Raw genomic sequence first — 15,128 nt, forward strand, 5'->3', positions numbered from 1 at the left:
ACTTCCCAGTGGCTGCGCCTACTCTTTCACCTCTCAAATTTGCATCTTCGCAAAGCCACTAATTCACCACTTTCTGGATTGTGCAAGTGGCTCTTATTAATAGCTGCTGGTGCTTACGGATAAAGCGCAAAAGGCCTTTTTCATCATCAAATGATGGTTTTCAAGGGTCAGGCGCCGACACTGCCGGTCACCGGCAGCACGATGCCGGTGATGTAGCTGGAGCACACGGGCGAGGCCAGGAACACATAGGCGGGCGACAACTCCTCGGGCTGCGCCGGGCGCTTCATGTCGGTGGCCGAGCCGAATTTCTGGATCGATCCGGCGTCCGTGTCGGCCGGATTCAGCGGTGTCCAGACCGGACCGGGCGCCACTGCATTGACGCGAATGCCCTTGTCGAGCAGGTTGCTGGCCAAGGCCTTAGTGAAGGCATGAATCGCGCCTTTGGTTGCCGAGTAATCGAGCAGTTTGGAACTGCCTTCCAGCCCTGTGACCGAGCCGGTATTGATGATGCACGACCCTTTTTTCAAATGCGGCAGGGCGGCCTTGGCCATGTGGAAATAGCCATAGACATTGGTGCGCAGGGTTTCGTCGAAGCGTTCTTCGCTCAGGTCTTCGAGCGAATCGGCATGTTCCTGGAAGGCGGCGTTGTTCACCAGAATATCGAGCTTGCCGAACGTACTGACGGTTTTCTCGACCACCTTGCGGCAAAACGCGGCGTCCTTCACGTCGCCGGACATCAGCACGCAGCGCTGGCCCTCGGCCTCGATGCAGCGTTTGGTTTCGTCGGCGTCCTCATGTTCGTTCAGGTAAAAAATCGCCACGTCGGCGCCTTCACGGGCAAACAGCACCGCCACCGCCCGGCCAATCCCCGAGTCGCCGCCCGTCACCAGCGCGGTGAGTCCTTCAAGCTTGCCGCTGCCCTTGTAGCCCTCGGCCATGAACCGGGGCTGCAAATGCATGTCGGCTTCCAGACCCGGCTTTTCCAGATGCTGCGCGGGCAAGGGCGGCGCGGGCTGCGCGGTCGCGCCGGCCTGGACGGGTTGCTTCTTGCTTTCTGCGCCACCGGCCTTTTCGGATTTCGCGGCGTCCTTGCCGTCCTGCTGCTGCTGGATGCTGCGCTGCTTGTCAACGACGGCCCGAGCGCCGTTCTCCGGTGATGAACGCGATGGGTTGTTTGCCATGAATGCCTCCTGAATGATCAAAAGGTTGAATCTACGGCGCTGACTTGTTCGGTGATGTAGTCCAATTCCCCGCTTCAGCTGCAGAACTGCCAGCGTTGGCTGGAGCGTCAACCTTACCCGCTCAGGCCCGGCTGCGCATGATGTCCGGCGTGCTGACCTTCACATCGCCGCACTGCGCGCGCTGGCGCAAGGCATGCTCCATGACGACCAGTGCCAGCATGGCTTCGGCAATCGGCGTGGCGCGGATGCCGACGCAAGGGTCATGCCGGCCCTTGGTGACCACCTCGGCTGGCTGGCCATTGATGTCGATGGACAGGCGCGGCGTGATGATGGAGCTGGTCGGCTTGATGGCAATCGACACTTCAAGGTCCTGACCGGTGCTGATGCCGCCCAGCACGCCGCCGGCATTGTTTGACAGGAAGCCTTCGGGCGTCAGCGAATCACCGTGGGTGGTGCCGCGCTGCGTCACCGCGCCAAAACCGGCGCCAATCTCCACGCCCTTGACCGCATTGATTCCCATCATGGCAAAGGCTATGTCGGCATCGAGCTTGTCGAACAGCGGCTCGCCCAGGCCGACCGGCACGCCGGAAGCCACCACGCGGATGCGTGCGCCGCACGAATCGCCGGCCTTGCGCAATGCGTCCATGTAGTTTTCAAGGTGGGACACGTCGGCGCTGGGGGCAAAAAACGGGTTGTTTGGCACATGCTCCCAGGACTCGAACGGAATCACCGCCTCTCCGATCTGCGCCATGCAGCCGCGAAAGGTGGTGCCATATTGCTCAGCCAGCCATTTTTTGGCGACGGCGCCTGCCGCCACCATCGGCGCCGTCAGCCGGGCCGACGACCTGCCGCCGCCGCGCGGGTCGCGCAGGCCGTACTTGTGCAGGTAGGTGTAGTCGGCATGGCCGGGACGGAAGGTGTCCAGGATGTTGCCGTAGTCCTTGCTGCGCTGGTCGGTGTTCTTGATCAGGAGGCATATCGGCGTGCCGGTGGTTAAGCCCTGGTACACGCCTGACAGGATTTCAACCGCGTCGGGCTCGCTCCGCTGGGTGACGTGGCGACTGGTACCGGGCCGGCGCCGGTCCAGGTCGCCCTGGATATCGGCCTCGGACAGCAGCATGCCAGGCGGGCAGCCGTCGATCACGCAGCCAATGGCCGGGCCGTGGGATTCACCAAAGTTGGTGACTGCGAATAGGGTTCCAAAGGTATTGCCGCTCATGGCGGGGATTATCCATGACGGTTTTTACGGGGTTCAACCCAGACCAGGGTGTCAGTCACGATCCGCATCGCTTTCGGCTGGCCAGTCACGGATGTAGGCCTTGAGCATCTTGTTTTCAAAATTCTGGCTGTCCACCACGGCCTTGGCCACGTCGTAAAAGCTGATCACGCCCATCAGCATGCGCTGGCTCATCACCGGCATGTAGCGTGCGTGGCGCTCCAGCATCATGCGGCGCACCTCGTCGATTTCAGTTTCAGGCGTACAGGTCATGGGGTGATCGTCCATTGCCTTTCGCACCAGCGTGCGGCCAATTTCGCCGCCATTGTTCACGATGCAGACAATCACCTCGCGAAAGGTCAGCATGCCGACCAGGTCGCCATGCTCCATGACGACCAGCGAGCCGATGTCTTTCTCGGCCATGATGTCGGCGGCCTTGGCCAGCGGCTCGTCAGGCTGGACGGTGTAGAGCGTGTTGCCTTTTACCCGCAGGATGTCTGCTACCTTCATGGTTTTTCCTAGGTGATTCTGGCAGCAGCGCCTGCCAGCGTGTATTTCAAGGTTCCCGCCGTGAAGCGGTACGGGTATTCAGGATGAAAATCGGCTTTGAATATAGCCCACAATGCTTTTACCCAGCGTAACGATTATCACGACGTTATCTGTCCTTGAACCTGTCTTTGACCCAGCCATTTTGCCTTTGCGAGGATGCGGCCGGATGCGCTTGAAAAATCAGCTTTTTTGTACTGGAGACTCCATTCATGCCCGGTTATTCAGACCCCGGTTTCGACACCCTGGCGCTGCACGCAGGCGCAGCCCCCGACCCGACGACCGGCGCGCGCGCCGTGCCGATTCACCTGACCACGTCGTTCGTGTTCGAGTCCAGCGACCACGCGGCCAGCCTGTTTAACCTGGAGCGCGCCGGCCATGTCTATTCGCGCATCAGCAACCCGACCAACGCGGTGCTGGAGGAGCGCATCGCGGCACTCGAAGGCGGTATTGGCGCCATCGCCACGGCCAGCGGCCAGGCAGCGCTGCACCTGAGCATTGCCACGCTGATGGGCGCCGGCTCGCACATCGTCGCCAGCACAGCGCTGTACGGCGGCAGCCAGAACCTGCTGCACTACACGATGCGCCGTTTCGGCATCGACACCACCTTTGTCAAGCCTGGCGACATCGACGGCTGGCGCGCGGCGGTGCGACCCAACACCAAGCTGTTTTTTGGTGAAACCGTTGGCAATCCGGGTCTTGAAGTGCTGGACATCGCCACCGTGGCGGCCATGGCCCATGAAGCGCAGGTGCCGTTGCTGGTCGATTCGACGCTGACCTCGCCCTGGCTCATCAAGCCGTTCGAGCACGGCGCTGACCTGGTCTACCACTCGGCCACCAAATTTTTGAGCGGCCACGGCACGGTGATTGGCGGGCTGGTGGTCGATGGCGGCAGCTTCGACTGGGACAAATCGGGCAAGTTCGCCGAACTGACCGAAGCCTATGACGGCTTTCACAACATGGTGTTCAGCGAGGAAAGCACGGTGGGCGCTTTCTTGCTGCGCGCCCGCCGCGAAGGCCTGCGAGACTTTGGCGCCTGCATGAGCCCGCACACCGCCTGGCTGATATTGCAGGGCATCGAAACCCTGCCGCTGCGCATGGCGCGCCACATGAGCAACACCGAAAAGGTGGTTGAATTCCTGGCCAACCATGCGTTCGTGTCGCGCGTCGGCCATCCGCTGCTGGAATCGCACCCCAGCCATGCGCTGGCCCAAAAACTGTTGCCACGCGGCGCCGGTTCGGTGTTCAGCTTTGACCTCAAAGGCAGCCGCGCGCAGGGCAAAGCCTTTGTCGAAACGCTCAAGGTCTTCAGCCACCTGGCCAATGTCGGCGACTGCCGCAGCCTGGTGATTCACCCGGCCAGCACCACGCACTTCCGAATGAGCGACGAGGCGCTGTCGGGCGCCGGTATCTCGCAGGGAACGATCCGCCTGTCCATCGGCCTGGAAGACCCGGACGACCTGATCGACGACCTCAAGCGCGCCTTGAAAGCCGCCGAGAAAGCGGGGGTTTGACCATGGAACTGCTCGTCAATGGCGCCAAGACCTATTGCTACACCGGCGGCAAGCCTTTCGATGCAAAACAGCCCACCGTGGTCTTTATTCACGGTGTGCTGAACGACCACAGCGTGTGGATCTTGCAAAGCCGCTACTTGGCGCACCACGGCTGGAACGTGCTGGCCGTCGATTTGCCCGGCCACTGCCGCAGCGAAGGCGAAGCGCCCTCCTCGGTCGAGGAAGCGGCCGGTTTCGTTACCGCACTGCTTGATGCGGCAGGTGTGCAGCGCGCCGCACTGGTCGGCCACAGCTGGGGTTCGCTGATTGCGATGGAAGCCGCGTCCCATCTGAAAGACCGCATCAGCCACCTGGTGCTGGTCGGCACGGCGTTTCCAATGAAGGTGTCGCCCGCGCTGCTGGACGCTGCGCTCAACGAGCCGATGAAAGCGCTGACGCTCGTCAACGTGTTCTCCCGCAGCACACTGGCGCCACCGCCCTCGGCACTGGGCCCGGGCACCTGGGTGTATGGCGCGAGCATGGCGCTGGGCCGACGCGTGCTGGCCAGCAACGCCCAGGTCAACGTGTTCCACCGGGGCTTCAAGGCCTGCGACAGTTATGCCAGCGGCGAAGCCGCAATTCAGGCCATCACCTGCCCAGTGCTGTTTGTGCTCGGGGAACAGGACCAGATGACGCAACCCAAAGCCGCGCAGGGCTTGGTCAAAGCGGCCCGTACATCGGGCAAGGTGGTTCAGGTCACCAACCTGTCGGTAGGTCATCACCAGATGACCGAAGCGCCAGATGCGACACTGTTTGCGATTCGTGACTTCTTGAAAATATGAACATGTCCCCAACCCCTCCCCTGCCGCCCGACGCTGGCGACATCTCGCGCATCATCGAAATGGCGTGGGAAGACCGCACGCCCTTTGAGTCCATCGCCGTGCAGTTCGGCCTGAATGAGCCGGCGGTCATTGCCCTGATGCGCCGCCAGCTCAAGCGCTCGTCGTTCAAAATGTGGCGCGAACGGGTGACCGGCCGGGCGACCAAGCACGCGGCCCTGCGCAGGCCTGAAGTGACGCGGCACCGGGCGAGCCATACGCGCCAGGCATGAATGCCAGAACCGGCTGATGGAACAACAAACATTTTTGCTATAAATTAAATAGCTAATAATGCTTTCCTGACAAGCGCAATAAGGCTTTTTAATGCATAAAACAGATCTTTGACGGCCTGCCAGCGCGCCTCAAGCCATCTTGCCCAGAATGGCGTTCATTTCGTCTTTTGAAAACGCCCGCAGCATCTCGGTCCGGATGTTGCCAGCAACGCCTATGCTCAGGCCGAACGCGTTGGCGGACTCCTCATCGTCGGCTTCGATGACCGCCACCAGGTCATACCGGCCCGATGTCCAGTAGAGCTGGCTCATGCTGGCGCCAAATTTTTTGGCCAGTTCCCTGACCGCATCGGCGCGTTTCGTCGTGTCCTTGACGCTGTGCATTCCCTGGTCGGTGAAATGGCAAAGGGCAATATAGGTTTTCATGGTTTTTCTTCCGGTCAGCGAGACCTCCGGCATCCACAGGCCAGCGGCGGTCCCGAAACGCCGGCCGAAGCAAACACCCCACAAGAATCTTCAGAACGCGCCCGGCACCTGCAAGCGCCAGGGTTACGCCGAGGCGGGCCGGATGTTCTGGTTGGTGCTGAACAAATTGTCCGGGTCGTAGCGGCGCTTGACCTGCGCCAGCCGCTCGTAGTTCTGGCCATAGGCGGCCTTCACCCGGTCGCCCTCGTCGTCGGTCAGGAAATTGACGTACACGCCGCCGCTGGCAAAGTGCGCCGAGGCCTTGAAGAAGTCGCGCGCCCAGGCCATGCAGCGCGCATCATCGGCAGCGTCGTCCCAGCGGCCGTGAACGTTCATGACGAAGCGCGCGTCCCGGTGGGCATAGGCGGCGGCGTCAGGCGCGGGCCGCGTGGTGGCGCCGCCAATAGCGCCAAAGAATATCTCGCACTGCGGCGACGGCAGCGTCCCGATGGCGGAGATGACGGCATCGAACAGCCCGTCCGGGAGTTCCGAAAAATTGTGCGATTTCCAGTAGTTGCGGGCACCGGGCGTCAGCAGCGGGTCGAAGGCTTTTTGCCAGTCCACATAGGGCATGACGCCAACATGCGCGCCCAGCAGCGTGCCAAATGCGTGCAGCGGCTTGACGAGCGATTCGCCCTGGGCCGGGTCGCCGGCGTACAGCAGCGCCAGCACGACCACCTCCTGCCCATGGACGCTTTGCGGCAGGAAAGGCAGCGGCGGCGCCTTGCGCATCACCGTCCACACCGACAGCTCGTCGGGCGCCTGCGCGGCAAATTCGCGGTACTGCCGCAGCACCGCTTTCGCCTCGGCAAACGGAAAAACGATCAGGCCGGCCAGCACCTGGGGGCCGACCGGATGCAGGTGAAAGTCAAATTGCGTCACGACGCCAAAATTGCCGCTGCCGCCGCGCAGCGCCCAGAACAGGTCGGGCTGCTCGGTGGCGCTGGCGTGCAGCACCTCGCCGGCGGCGGTTACCACGTCGGCCGACGCCAGGCTGTCGACGGTCATGCCGTACTTCCGGCTGAGCCAGCCGAAGCCGCCGCCCAGCGTCAGGCCAGCCACGCCGGTGGTCGAGTTGATGCCCAGCGGCGTCACAAGGCCGTGCGCCTGCGCGGCGGCGTCGAAGTCGGCCAGCGTGGCGCCGCCGTCGACATGGGCGCGCCGCGCGGGGGCATCGACCTGCACGGCCTTCATCTGCGACAAGTCTATGACGATGCCGTCGTCGCACACCGCGCTGCCGGCAATGTTGTGTCCGCCGCCGCGAACGGCCAGCGGCAGCCCCTGGTCTCTGGCGAAATTCACCGCATGGACCACGTCAGCCGTTGCGGCGCAGCGGACGATGGCGGCGGGGTGCCTGTCGATCATCGCGTTCCAGACCTTGCGGGCGCTGTCATAGGCCGCGTCGCCGGCAGGAATGACCGCTCCCTGGACGCCTTGTTTAAGCACTTCGATTTGCGCGGATTGCAGGTTTTTCATGGTTGTGTCCTTCCTTGTGCGCTGGCGGACAACACGCATCACACAACACCCACGGGTAAAACCGACCGGCTTTCCGGGTCACTTGCGTGAGCAGATTCGCCGTTGACAGGTTTAGCACTGCCGGCAGCCCGGTGCAAGGGCTGCTGCCAATCGGACATCGGCCTTACCTGGATTTACATGTCTGAAGCCTTGATCCAGTGTTCAGGCGCGGCTTGCAGGGCGGCGAGCAATTGCCGTGTCGCCAACGACAGGGGCGCCACCTGCAGGCTTGCACTTTGCAGCGAATCCAGCAGCCGCGACAAGGTATGGGCCTGCGGCGTGAGCGGGCCAAAAAACCGCAGACCTTGCGCATCGGCCATCAACAAGGTTGGAAAAGTTTCCACATCCAGTTCGCCGAGCAGCTCGGCCTGGTCTTCAATGTCCAGCCAGGCGAACCTGAACGCCGGGTAGCGCGCGGCCATCTGGGTAAAAAGGGTTTCGTAATCACGGCATAGGCCGCACCAGTCGGCACACAGGCAGACTACCCAGGCCATGGGGCTCGCAGCGGGCACGGAAAGATCAGCGGCAGACAAAGGGGACATGGCAGGGACAGGATTGAAAAGGGAAGGACAGCGCCCAACGCGCAGCAGTTATCGGACAGGCAGGAAAGCACATCAGGCCGCTCTTTTTTTCATAGCGCATCACGCAGCTTGAGAGAAGGCCAGCAGGCTTTTTTCCATAAATTATTAAGAGACGGCGCGGCATCAAGAAGCAGGTTCTGCATCAGCGGCTCCAGCCGGGTGGTTTCCGGATCGGCCAGCAGCAGGTAGCGCGACTCTGTTTTTCCTTCTGCATCATTGAGCTGGCCAATCCAGTCCAGTTCCACCAGCGTTTCAAGTACCGGCTCGAATTGCAGCACGTCAATCTCCAGCGACTCGGCCAGTTGCGAGGCACTGACACCCATGCGTGCGGTGGTTCGCGCTTTGTCCAGCAGTTGCAGGATTTCAATCGCCAGCTGGAACTGCCAGCCATGGGCGCTGCCGCGACGCGTAACGCCGGCCAGAAGGCTGGGCAGGTAAGCGCTAATGACCGCGCCCATCAGCACGATCACCCAGGAGACGTAAATCCACACCAGCAGGATCGGCAACGCCGCAAAGGCGCCATACACCATCGAATAGGTCGGTACCGCCGTCAGGTAGGCGCCAAGGACTTTCTTGCCGATCTCCAGCCCCGCCGCCACGAACAGGCCACCGGCAAAGGCGTGGCCCCATTTGACATAGGTGTTGGGCACATACCGGTACAGCGCAGCCATGCCGCCGGCCACCAGGAAAAACTGCGCCACATCCAGCACGAAGCGCACGCTGACCGGCAGGACGCCGACCAGGCCGCTGGAGGCCGACACCACATACGACGTCACCGCCAGGCTGGCGCCCAGTACCAACGGCCCGAGCGTGATGGCCGCCCAGTAAATCAGCACCCGCTGCGCCAGCGGCCGGGGCTTGCGCACGCGCCAGATACTGTTGAGCGTGCGGTCGATGGTCAGGATCAGCGCAATCGCCGTGACCAGCAGCACCGCCAGACCGGCGCCGCCAAGCTTGCTGGCTTCACCGCTGAACTGCGTCAGGTAGCCCAGCACCTGACGAGAGATATTGTCGGGAATCAGGCTTCTCACCAGCCAGGCCTGCAGCGCTGCCTGCAGCGTGGAAAACATCGGGAATGCCGTGAATACAGCCAGCGCCACCGTGAAAAAGGGCACCAGCGCAATCGACGTGGTGAAGGTCAGGCTGCTGGCGGTCAGCCCCATGCGGTCTTCACGGAAGCGGTTGCGCAGGGTGATGGCGGTGTCGCGCCACGGAAAGTGCGACAAGTCGGCGAGCAAGGCCTCAAGCGAGGGCGGAAATTTCATCCCCGGTATCATGCCACTGCCCTCAAAGACCAAGATGAACAAAGCAAACCAAATTGAAATGACACGCCTGCTGGCTCTGGGCAGCCTGGCCGGACTGATTGTGCTGGGCCTGGCCTGGGAAATGTGGCTCGCGCCGATACGCCCGGGTGGCTCGCTGCTGGCGCTCAAGGTGCTGCCGCTGGTCATTCCGCTGGCCGGCATCTGGAAGAACCGCATGTACACCTACCGATGGGTCAGCCTGATGGTCTGGCTGTACTTCACCGAGGGCGTGGTGCGCGCCTGGAGCGACCGCGCGCCGGGCAACTACCTGGCGATGGGGGAAGTGCTGCTGTGCCTGCTGCTGTTCATTGCCTGCGCGCAGCATGTGCGCTTGCGCTTCAAAAACCTGCCTCCTGCTGCCCTTGCTGGCGACACCGCACCATGACCACACAACCCGAGCTTCTCGACACCCTGCGCCAGATCACCGGTTCGCCCCATGTCCTGTGTGACGGCGACCTGAGCGCCTATACCCAGGACTGGCGCAAGCGCGCGCAGGGCAAGGCACTGGCCGTGGTGCGTCCGGCCAGCGTGCAGGAGGTGGCGGCCATCGTCAAGGCCTGTGCTGATGCCGGCACCAGCCTGGTGCCGCAGGGCGGCAACACCGGCCTGGCGGTTGGTTCGGTGCCTGACGAATCCGGCACGCAGGTGGTGCTGAGCCTGCAGCGCATGAACGTGGTGCGCGCCATCGACGCTGCCAACCTGACCGTCACCGTCGAGGCCGGCTGTGTCCTGCAAAACCTGCAGCAGGCGGCTGAAAAAGCCGGCTTCCTGTTTCCATTGAGCCTGGCCGCCGAAGGCAGCTGCACCATTGGCGGCAACCTGGCCAGCAATGCCGGCGGCACGCAGGTGCTGCGCTACGGCAATGCGCGCGACCTGTGCCTGGGGCTCGAAGTGGTCAATGCGCAAGGCGAGATCTGGCACGGCCTGTCGGGCCTGCGCAAGGACAACACCGGCTACGACCTGACGGACCTGTTCGTTGGCAGCGAAGGCACGCTCGGCATCATCACCGCCGCCACGCTCAAGCTCTATCCCCAGCCCGCCGCGCGGCTGACCGCGTGGGCTGCCCTGCCATCGATGGACGCGGCCGTGACGCTGCTTGGCCTGGCGCACCAGCACCTGGGCGCTGGCCTGACCGGCTTTGAAGTGATGGGCCAGTTTGCACTGAGCCTGGTGGACAAGCATTTCCCTCAATTGCGGGTGCCGCTGTTCAAGGATGCGTCCTGGTGCGTACTGCTGGAAAATTCCGACCATGAATCCGAAGCCCATGCGCGTTCGCAGTTCGAGCGCCTGCTGGAAACTGCGTTTGAAAACGGCTGCGTGAGCGACGCCGTGGTGGCCGAAAGCATTGCGCAGGCGCACCAGCTTTGGCACATCCGCGAAAGCATTCCGCTGGCACAGGCCGAGGAAGGCCTGAACATCAAGCACGACATTTCGATTGCCGTGTCGCGCATTCCAGAATTTGTAAAAACCACCGATGCGCTGCTGCAGCAAAACATCGCCGGCGTGCGGTTGGTCAACTTCGGCCACCTGGGCGATGGCAACCTGCACTACAACGTGCAGGCGCCCGAAGGCAGCGACGCCAAAGCCTTCCTGCGCGACCGCGAAGACGAAGTCAATACGCTGGTGTATGACTCGGTGGCGCGTTTTGACGGCTCGATTTCGGCCGAACACGGCGTGGGCAGCCTGAAAACCGACAAGCTTCCCGCTTACAAGTCGCCGGTCGCGCTGTCGATGATGCGCGCCATCAAGCTCGGACTGGACCCGCAGAACATCATGAATCCGGGGCGGATCGTGAAGCTTTGATTTGGAGGCCGACGAAAACCCTGCGGCATCGAAGTTAACGCCGAACCGACTCAGTGCATGAGGTGTCGAATCGAGCCGCAAACCGACAGCAGCTGGGCCTTGTCCATTCGGCCAATGATGCTGTTCAACACGGAGCCCAGAACCTTCAACGCACCGGCCATGCCCAGATTGGCGGACTGCTGGGTGATGAAGCCCGGATTTGCCAGCCTGAGTTGCGCGATAAAGCAGTAGTCCATGCCGGCGTTGGTCAGCTCGACCACCAGGTTGGCGAGTTCATCGCGGTGCTGAACCGGGTCTGGCGAATTCTCAACCCTGGCGAGCACCGCAAGGGCTTTGTTGTTCATCGCCTGCGAAAAAACCACGCGGACGAAGTGTTCGGGGCTTTCTTCAACGGTAGGTTTTTCCTTCTTCAAAAGCTTGGGTGCGGCACGCTTTGCCGCCACAGAGGTTGAGGGTTTTTTTGAGGAAGCAGTCATCAAAACATAATACCCGCGCCAGCAAAGGCGAGTCTTCGCAGCATCACGGCCAGATGGGCGACGGGCATAATTGGCGACCCTCTGCCGCCTGGTCGGCCTGCCCTCTGATTTACCTACCGCCTTGTCATGACCCGCCCTACCCGCTCCCAATACGAAGACCTGATGCGCCTTGTGGACACGCAAGGCGTTTTCAAGCCTGACCGCACCGGCACCGGAACGAAAAGCGTGTTCGGCCACCAGATGCGCTTCGATTTGAACGAAGGCTTTCCGCTGGTCACGACCAAAAAGGTTCACGTCAAGTCGATCATCCAGGAACTGCTGTGGTTCCTGACCGGCTCCAGCAGCAACCACTGGCTGACCGAGCGCGGCGTGACGATCTGGAACGAATGGGCGCGCGAGGACGGCGACCTGGGGCCGGTCTACGGTGTGCAGTGGCGCAGCTGGCCAACGCCGGATGGCGGCCATATCGACCAGATCGCCGAAGTCATCAAGACGCTCAAGACCAACCCCGACTCGCGCCGCATCATCGTCAGCGCCTGGAACGTCGCCGAACTGGACAAGATGGCGCTGATGCCCTGCCACGCGCTGTTCCAGTTCTACGTCGCCCCTGCCACCGAGCCCGGCGGCAAGGGCCGGCTCAGCTGCCAGCTGTACCAGCGCAGCGCCGACATTTTCCTCGGCGTGCCTTTCAACATTGCCAGTTATGCGCTGCTCACACACATGGTGGCGCAGCAATGCGACCTGGACGTGGGCGACTTCATCTGGACCGGCGGCGACTGCCATATCTACAGCAACCACGCCGAGCAGGTAGCCCTGCAACTGAGCCGCGCGCCGTTTGCTTATCCGACGCTCAACATCAAGCGCAAGCCCGACTCCATCTTTGACTACCAGTTTGAAGATTTTGAATTTTTGGACTATCAACACCACCCGGCCATCAAGGCGCCGGTGGCCGTCTGATGGCCGCGCCGCAAATGCCGATGCCCCGCATCAGCCTGATTTACGCCCGTGCCGCCAACGGCGTGATCGGCAAGGACAACGCCATGCCCTGGCATTTGCCCGAAGACCTGGCGCACTTCAAGCGGCTGACGCAGGGCTGGCCCGTCATCATGGGCCGCAAGACCTGGGATTCATTGCCGCCCCGTTTTCGCCCCCTGCCCGGCCGCACCAATATCGTCATCACGCGGCAGCCGGACTGGCAACAAGCTGGCGCGCTGACCGCTGCCAGCCTGGACGCGGCGCTCAAGCTCTGCCAGCAGTCCGAAGAAGTCTGGGTCATCGGTGGCGCGCAAATCTATGCGCAAGCCGAACCGCTGGCCGAGCGCATTGAAGTGACTGAAATTGCCCAGGACTTTGACGGCGATGCGTTTGCACCGTCATTGAGCGGCGCATGGCAGGAAACTGCGCGTAAAGCGCATGTGTCGGGCAATGGCCTGCCCTTCAGCTTCGTGACGTTTGAAAAGGCCGGCGCATGAACATCCAGAACTTTTTCGGCATCGAGTTGCCCATTATTCAAGCGCCCATGGCCGGCGTGCAGTCCAGCGCGCTGGCGATTGCCGTGTCGAACGCTGGCGGCCTGGGCTCGCTGCCCTGCGCCATGCTGACGCCGGAGTCCCTTCGCGCAGAGCTGGCGGCCATCACCGCACAGACCCGGCGGCCTTACAACGTCAACTTCTTCTGCCACACGCCCGCCGTGCCCGACGCGGCCCGCGATGCCAAATGGCGCTCCGCACTCGCGCCCTATTACGCTGAATTTGGCATCGACCCCGACTCGGTGTCGGCCGGCGGCGGGCGGGCACCTTTCAGCAGCAAACTTGCCGATCTGCTGGAGGCTTTCAAGCCACCCGTCGTGAGCTTTCATTTCGGCCTGCCTTCGCCGGAACTGCTGCATCGCGTGAAGTCCTGGGGCGCGAAGGTGATCTCTTCGGCCACCACCGTGGCGGAAGCACGCTGGCTGGAAGCAAACGGTGCTGACGCCATCATTGCCCAGGGCCTTGAGGCCGGCGGCCATCGCGGGCTATTTCTGAGCGAGGACCTGACGACGCAGGTCGGCACCATGGCGCTGCTGCCGCAGGTGCTGCGTGCCGTGCGTGTGCCGGTGATCGCGGCCGGCGGCATTGCCGACGCACACGGGGTGAAAGCCGCGCTGGCACTGGGGGCCGCTGGCGTGCAGGTCGGCACGTCCTACCTGCTGTGCCACGAGGCCACCACCACGGCGCTGCACCGCGCTGCGCTGAAAAGCGAACGGGCAGAACATACTGCGCTCACCAACTTGCTCACTGGCCGCCCGGCGCGTGGCATGTACAACCGGCTGATGCGCGAACTGGGCCCACTGAGCGGCGCGCCACCGGCTTTTCCGCTGGCAACATCCGCCCTGATGCCCTTGAAAGCCGCCGCCGAAAAGCTCGGCCGCGATGATTTTTCCAGCCTCTGGGCAGGCCAAAACACGAGCGGTTGCCGCGAAATTGCTGCCGCTGAATTGACACGACTGCTCGCCGCGAACTGACACCAAAAACCATGAAAATTGCTACCTGGAATGTCAATTCCCTGACCGTTCGCCTGCCGCAGGTGCTCGACTGGCTTGCCGCCAATCCGGTCGATGTGCTGTGCCTGCAGGAACTCAAGCTCAGCGACGACAAGTTTCCGCTGGCCGCGCTTGAGGCCGCCGGCTACCAGAGCGCCGTGTTCGGCCAGAAAACCTACAACGGCGTCGCCATCCTGAGCCGCACGCCGGCGCGCGACATCGTCAAAAACATCGTCGGCTTCACCGACGAGCAGTCGCGCGTCATTGCCGCGACGGTGGACATGGCCGGCGGCGAGGTGCGCGTGGTGAACGGCTATTTCGTCAACGGCCAGTCGCTGGGCAGCGAGAAGTTCGACTACAAGATGAAGTGGCTGGAAGGCCTGCGAAACTGGCTGCGGGACGAACTGGCCACGCACCCCAATCTCGTGCTGCTGGGCGACTTCAACATTACCGCCGATGACCGCGACAGCTTTGACCCCGAAGGACTGCGCGAAACCATTCACCACACCAGCGAGGAGCGACTGCATTTTCAGGCGCTGATCAAGTTAGGCCTGACGGATGCCTTCCGCCTGTTCGACCAGCCGGAGAAAAGCTATTCCTGGTGGGACTACCGCGAAATGGCCTTCCGGCGCAACCGGGGCCTGCGGATCGACCACATCCTGGTCAGCGAGCCACTCAAGCAACGGGTAGCCAGTTGCGTGATCGACAAGCTGCCACGCAAGAACGAACGGCCCAGCGACCATGTGCCCGTCGTGGTGGAACTCGCTCCACTATAAAAAATATAGCTGCTTACGCAAACCCAGCCTGCGCAAACAGCCTTATTTACCTGATTAGCGACTTACCTCAGACTCGCAACACCTTCAATGGCAACGGCTTGGTGCTTACCAGTGCCCGCAGCAGCCCGGGCAGCATTGCCGGC

General features: G+C 62.4%; 17 protein-coding genes. 9 read left to right on the forward strand and 8 right to left on the reverse strand.

Annotated features, from left to right (window positions below):
• Positions 1-167 precede the first annotated feature (167 nt).
• The 3 genes from GZ092_RS20470 to GZ092_RS20480 all read right to left on the reverse strand — a co-directional run bounded on the left by GZ092_RS20470 (position 168) and on the right by GZ092_RS20480 (position 2,907).
• Positions 168-1,181, reverse strand: a complete 1,014-nt coding sequence (locus GZ092_RS20470; RefSeq protein ID WP_293639116.1) for an SDR family oxidoreductase — start codon at positions 1,179-1,181, stop codon at positions 168-170.
• Between the two features lie 121 nt (positions 1,182-1,302).
• Positions 1,303-2,400 carry a chorismate synthase gene (gene aroC, locus GZ092_RS20475; protein ID WP_293639117.1) on the reverse strand — a complete coding sequence of 366 codons (1,098 nt, stop codon included), beginning with the start codon at positions 2,398-2,400 and terminating at the stop codon, positions 1,303-1,305.
• Positions 2,401-2,451: 51 nt separating this feature from the next.
• Entirely contained in the window at positions 2,452-2,907 is a 456-nt protein-coding gene (locus GZ092_RS20480; protein WP_293639118.1) for a CBS domain-containing protein, read from the reverse strand.
• Between the two features lie 248 nt (positions 2,908-3,155).
• On the opposite strand from GZ092_RS20480, the gene GZ092_RS20485 reads away from it, so the two are divergent.
• From GZ092_RS20485 to GZ092_RS20495, 3 genes are read left to right on the forward strand one after another with little or no spacing between them, the layout of a single operon-like run.
• Positions 3,156-4,457 carry an O-acetylhomoserine aminocarboxypropyltransferase gene (locus GZ092_RS20485; RefSeq protein WP_293639119.1) on the forward strand — a complete coding sequence of 434 codons (1,302 nt, stop codon included), beginning with the start codon at positions 3,156-3,158 and terminating at the stop codon, positions 4,455-4,457.
• Between the two features lie 2 nt (positions 4,458-4,459).
• Positions 4,460-5,278, forward strand: a complete 819-nt coding sequence (locus GZ092_RS20490) for an alpha/beta hydrolase (protein ID WP_293639120.1) — start codon at positions 4,460-4,462, stop codon at positions 5,276-5,278.
• A gap of 2 nt (positions 5,279-5,280) precedes the next feature.
• Positions 5,281-5,547 carry a TIGR03643 family protein gene (locus tag GZ092_RS20495; protein ID WP_293639122.1) on the forward strand — a complete coding sequence of 89 codons (267 nt, stop codon included), beginning with the start codon at positions 5,281-5,283 and terminating at the stop codon, positions 5,545-5,547.
• A 129-nt stretch (positions 5,548-5,676) separates the two neighbouring features.
• Here GZ092_RS20495 and GZ092_RS20500 read toward each other — a convergent pair whose 3' ends face one another.
• The 4 genes from GZ092_RS20500 to GZ092_RS20515 all read right to left on the reverse strand — a co-directional run bounded on the left by GZ092_RS20500 (position 5,677) and on the right by GZ092_RS20515 (position 9,370).
• Complete coding sequence (locus tag GZ092_RS20500) at positions 5,677-5,970, reverse strand: GYD domain-containing protein (RefSeq protein WP_293639124.1); 294 nt, start codon at positions 5,968-5,970, stop codon at positions 5,677-5,679.
• A 123-nt stretch (positions 5,971-6,093) separates the two neighbouring features.
• Positions 6,094-7,485, reverse strand: coding sequence for an FAD-binding oxidoreductase (locus GZ092_RS20505; RefSeq protein ID WP_293639126.1), 1,392 nt, complete (start codon positions 7,483-7,485; stop codon positions 6,094-6,096).
• Positions 7,486-7,658: 173 nt separating this feature from the next.
• Positions 7,659-8,066, reverse strand: a complete 408-nt coding sequence (locus GZ092_RS20510; RefSeq protein WP_293639128.1) for a thioredoxin family protein — start codon at positions 8,064-8,066, stop codon at positions 7,659-7,661.
• Positions 8,067-8,155: 89 nt separating this feature from the next.
• Positions 8,156-9,370 carry a YihY family inner membrane protein gene (locus GZ092_RS20515; protein WP_293639129.1) on the reverse strand — a complete coding sequence of 405 codons (1,215 nt, stop codon included), beginning with the start codon at positions 9,368-9,370 and terminating at the stop codon, positions 8,156-8,158.
• 34 nt (positions 9,371-9,404) lie between these two features.
• On the opposite strand from GZ092_RS20515, the gene GZ092_RS20520 reads away from it, so the two are divergent.
• Positions 9,405-9,794, forward strand: a complete 390-nt coding sequence (locus tag GZ092_RS20520; protein ID WP_293639130.1) for a DUF2069 domain-containing protein — start codon at positions 9,405-9,407, stop codon at positions 9,792-9,794.
• Entirely contained in the window at positions 9,791-11,212 is a 1,422-nt protein-coding gene (locus tag GZ092_RS20525; RefSeq protein WP_293639131.1) for an FAD-binding oxidoreductase, read from the forward strand. The genes GZ092_RS20520 and GZ092_RS20525 overlap by 4 nt, the downstream gene beginning before the upstream one ends.
• Before the next feature lie 50 nt (positions 11,213-11,262).
• On the opposite strand, the gene GZ092_RS20530 is transcribed toward GZ092_RS20525, so the two are convergent.
• Complete coding sequence (locus GZ092_RS20530) at positions 11,263-11,688, reverse strand: hypothetical protein (protein WP_293639132.1); 426 nt, start codon at positions 11,686-11,688, stop codon at positions 11,263-11,265.
• 126 nt (positions 11,689-11,814) lie between these two features.
• Between GZ092_RS20530 and GZ092_RS20535 the strand changes: the two genes are divergently transcribed.
• The 4 genes from GZ092_RS20535 to xth are packed head-to-tail and all read left to right on the forward strand — an operon-like array spanning position 11,815 to position 14,985.
• Entirely contained in the window at positions 11,815-12,645 is an 831-nt protein-coding gene (locus GZ092_RS20535) for a thymidylate synthase (protein WP_293639133.1), read from the forward strand.
• A 20-nt stretch (positions 12,646-12,665) separates the two neighbouring features.
• On the forward strand, positions 12,666-13,160 hold the full coding sequence (locus tag GZ092_RS20540; RefSeq protein WP_293639139.1) for a dihydrofolate reductase: 495 nt from the start codon (positions 12,666-12,668) through the stop codon (positions 13,158-13,160).
• Positions 13,157-14,191, forward strand: coding sequence for a nitronate monooxygenase (locus GZ092_RS20545; protein WP_293639135.1), 1,035 nt, complete (start codon positions 13,157-13,159; stop codon positions 14,189-14,191). The genes GZ092_RS20540 and GZ092_RS20545 overlap by 4 nt, the downstream gene beginning before the upstream one ends.
• Positions 14,192-14,202: 11 nt before the next feature.
• Entirely contained in the window at positions 14,203-14,985 is a 783-nt protein-coding gene (gene xth / locus GZ092_RS20550) for an exodeoxyribonuclease III (RefSeq protein ID WP_293639137.1), read from the forward strand.
• Positions 14,986-15,128: the final 143 nt, after the last annotated feature.

This window comes from Polaromonas sp. (assembly GCF_010365105.1).
In the GTDB taxonomy this organism is placed as follows: domain Bacteria; phylum Pseudomonadota; class Gammaproteobacteria; order Burkholderiales; family Burkholderiaceae_C; genus Polaromonas.

Coding starts and splice junctions, on each gene's coding strand:
- GZ092_RS20495 (WP_293639122.1), top strand. CDS start 5,281: ATGTCCCCAACCCCTCCCCTGCCGCCCGACGCTGGCGACATCTCGCGC.
- GZ092_RS20525 (WP_293639131.1), top strand. CDS start 9,791: ATGACCACACAACCCGAGCTTCTCGACACCCTGCGCCAGATCACCGGT.
- GZ092_RS20500 (WP_293639124.1), bottom strand. CDS start 5,970: ATGAAAACCTATATTGCCCTTTGCCATTTCACCGACCAGGGAATGCAC.
- GZ092_RS20515 (WP_293639129.1), bottom strand. CDS start 9,370: ATGAAATTTCCGCCCTCGCTTGAGGCCTTGCTCGCCGACTTGTCGCAC.
- aroC (WP_293639117.1), bottom strand. CDS start 2,400: ATGAGCGGCAATACCTTTGGAACCCTATTCGCAGTCACCAACTTTGGT.
- GZ092_RS20470 (WP_293639116.1), bottom strand. CDS start 1,181: ATGGCAAACAACCCATCGCGTTCATCACCGGAGAACGGCGCTCGGGCC.
- GZ092_RS20540 (WP_293639139.1), top strand. CDS start 12,666: ATGCCCCGCATCAGCCTGATTTACGCCCGTGCCGCCAACGGCGTGATC.
- GZ092_RS20485 (WP_293639119.1), top strand. CDS start 3,156: ATGCCCGGTTATTCAGACCCCGGTTTCGACACCCTGGCGCTGCACGCA.
- GZ092_RS20510 (WP_293639128.1), bottom strand. CDS start 8,066: ATGTCCCCTTTGTCTGCCGCTGATCTTTCCGTGCCCGCTGCGAGCCCC.
- GZ092_RS20530 (WP_293639132.1), bottom strand. CDS start 11,688: ATGACTGCTTCCTCAAAAAAACCCTCAACCTCTGTGGCGGCAAAGCGT.
- GZ092_RS20520 (WP_293639130.1), top strand. CDS start 9,405: ATGAACAAAGCAAACCAAATTGAAATGACACGCCTGCTGGCTCTGGGC.
- GZ092_RS20490 (WP_293639120.1), top strand. CDS start 4,460: ATGGAACTGCTCGTCAATGGCGCCAAGACCTATTGCTACACCGGCGGC.
- xth (WP_293639137.1), top strand. CDS start 14,203: ATGAAAATTGCTACCTGGAATGTCAATTCCCTGACCGTTCGCCTGCCG.
- GZ092_RS20480 (WP_293639118.1), bottom strand. CDS start 2,907: ATGAAGGTAGCAGACATCCTGCGGGTAAAAGGCAACACGCTCTACACC.
- GZ092_RS20505 (WP_293639126.1), bottom strand. CDS start 7,485: ATGAAAAACCTGCAATCCGCGCAAATCGAAGTGCTTAAACAAGGCGTC.
- GZ092_RS20535 (WP_293639133.1), top strand. CDS start 11,815: ATGACCCGCCCTACCCGCTCCCAATACGAAGACCTGATGCGCCTTGTG.
- GZ092_RS20545 (WP_293639135.1), top strand. CDS start 13,157: ATGAACATCCAGAACTTTTTCGGCATCGAGTTGCCCATTATTCAAGCG.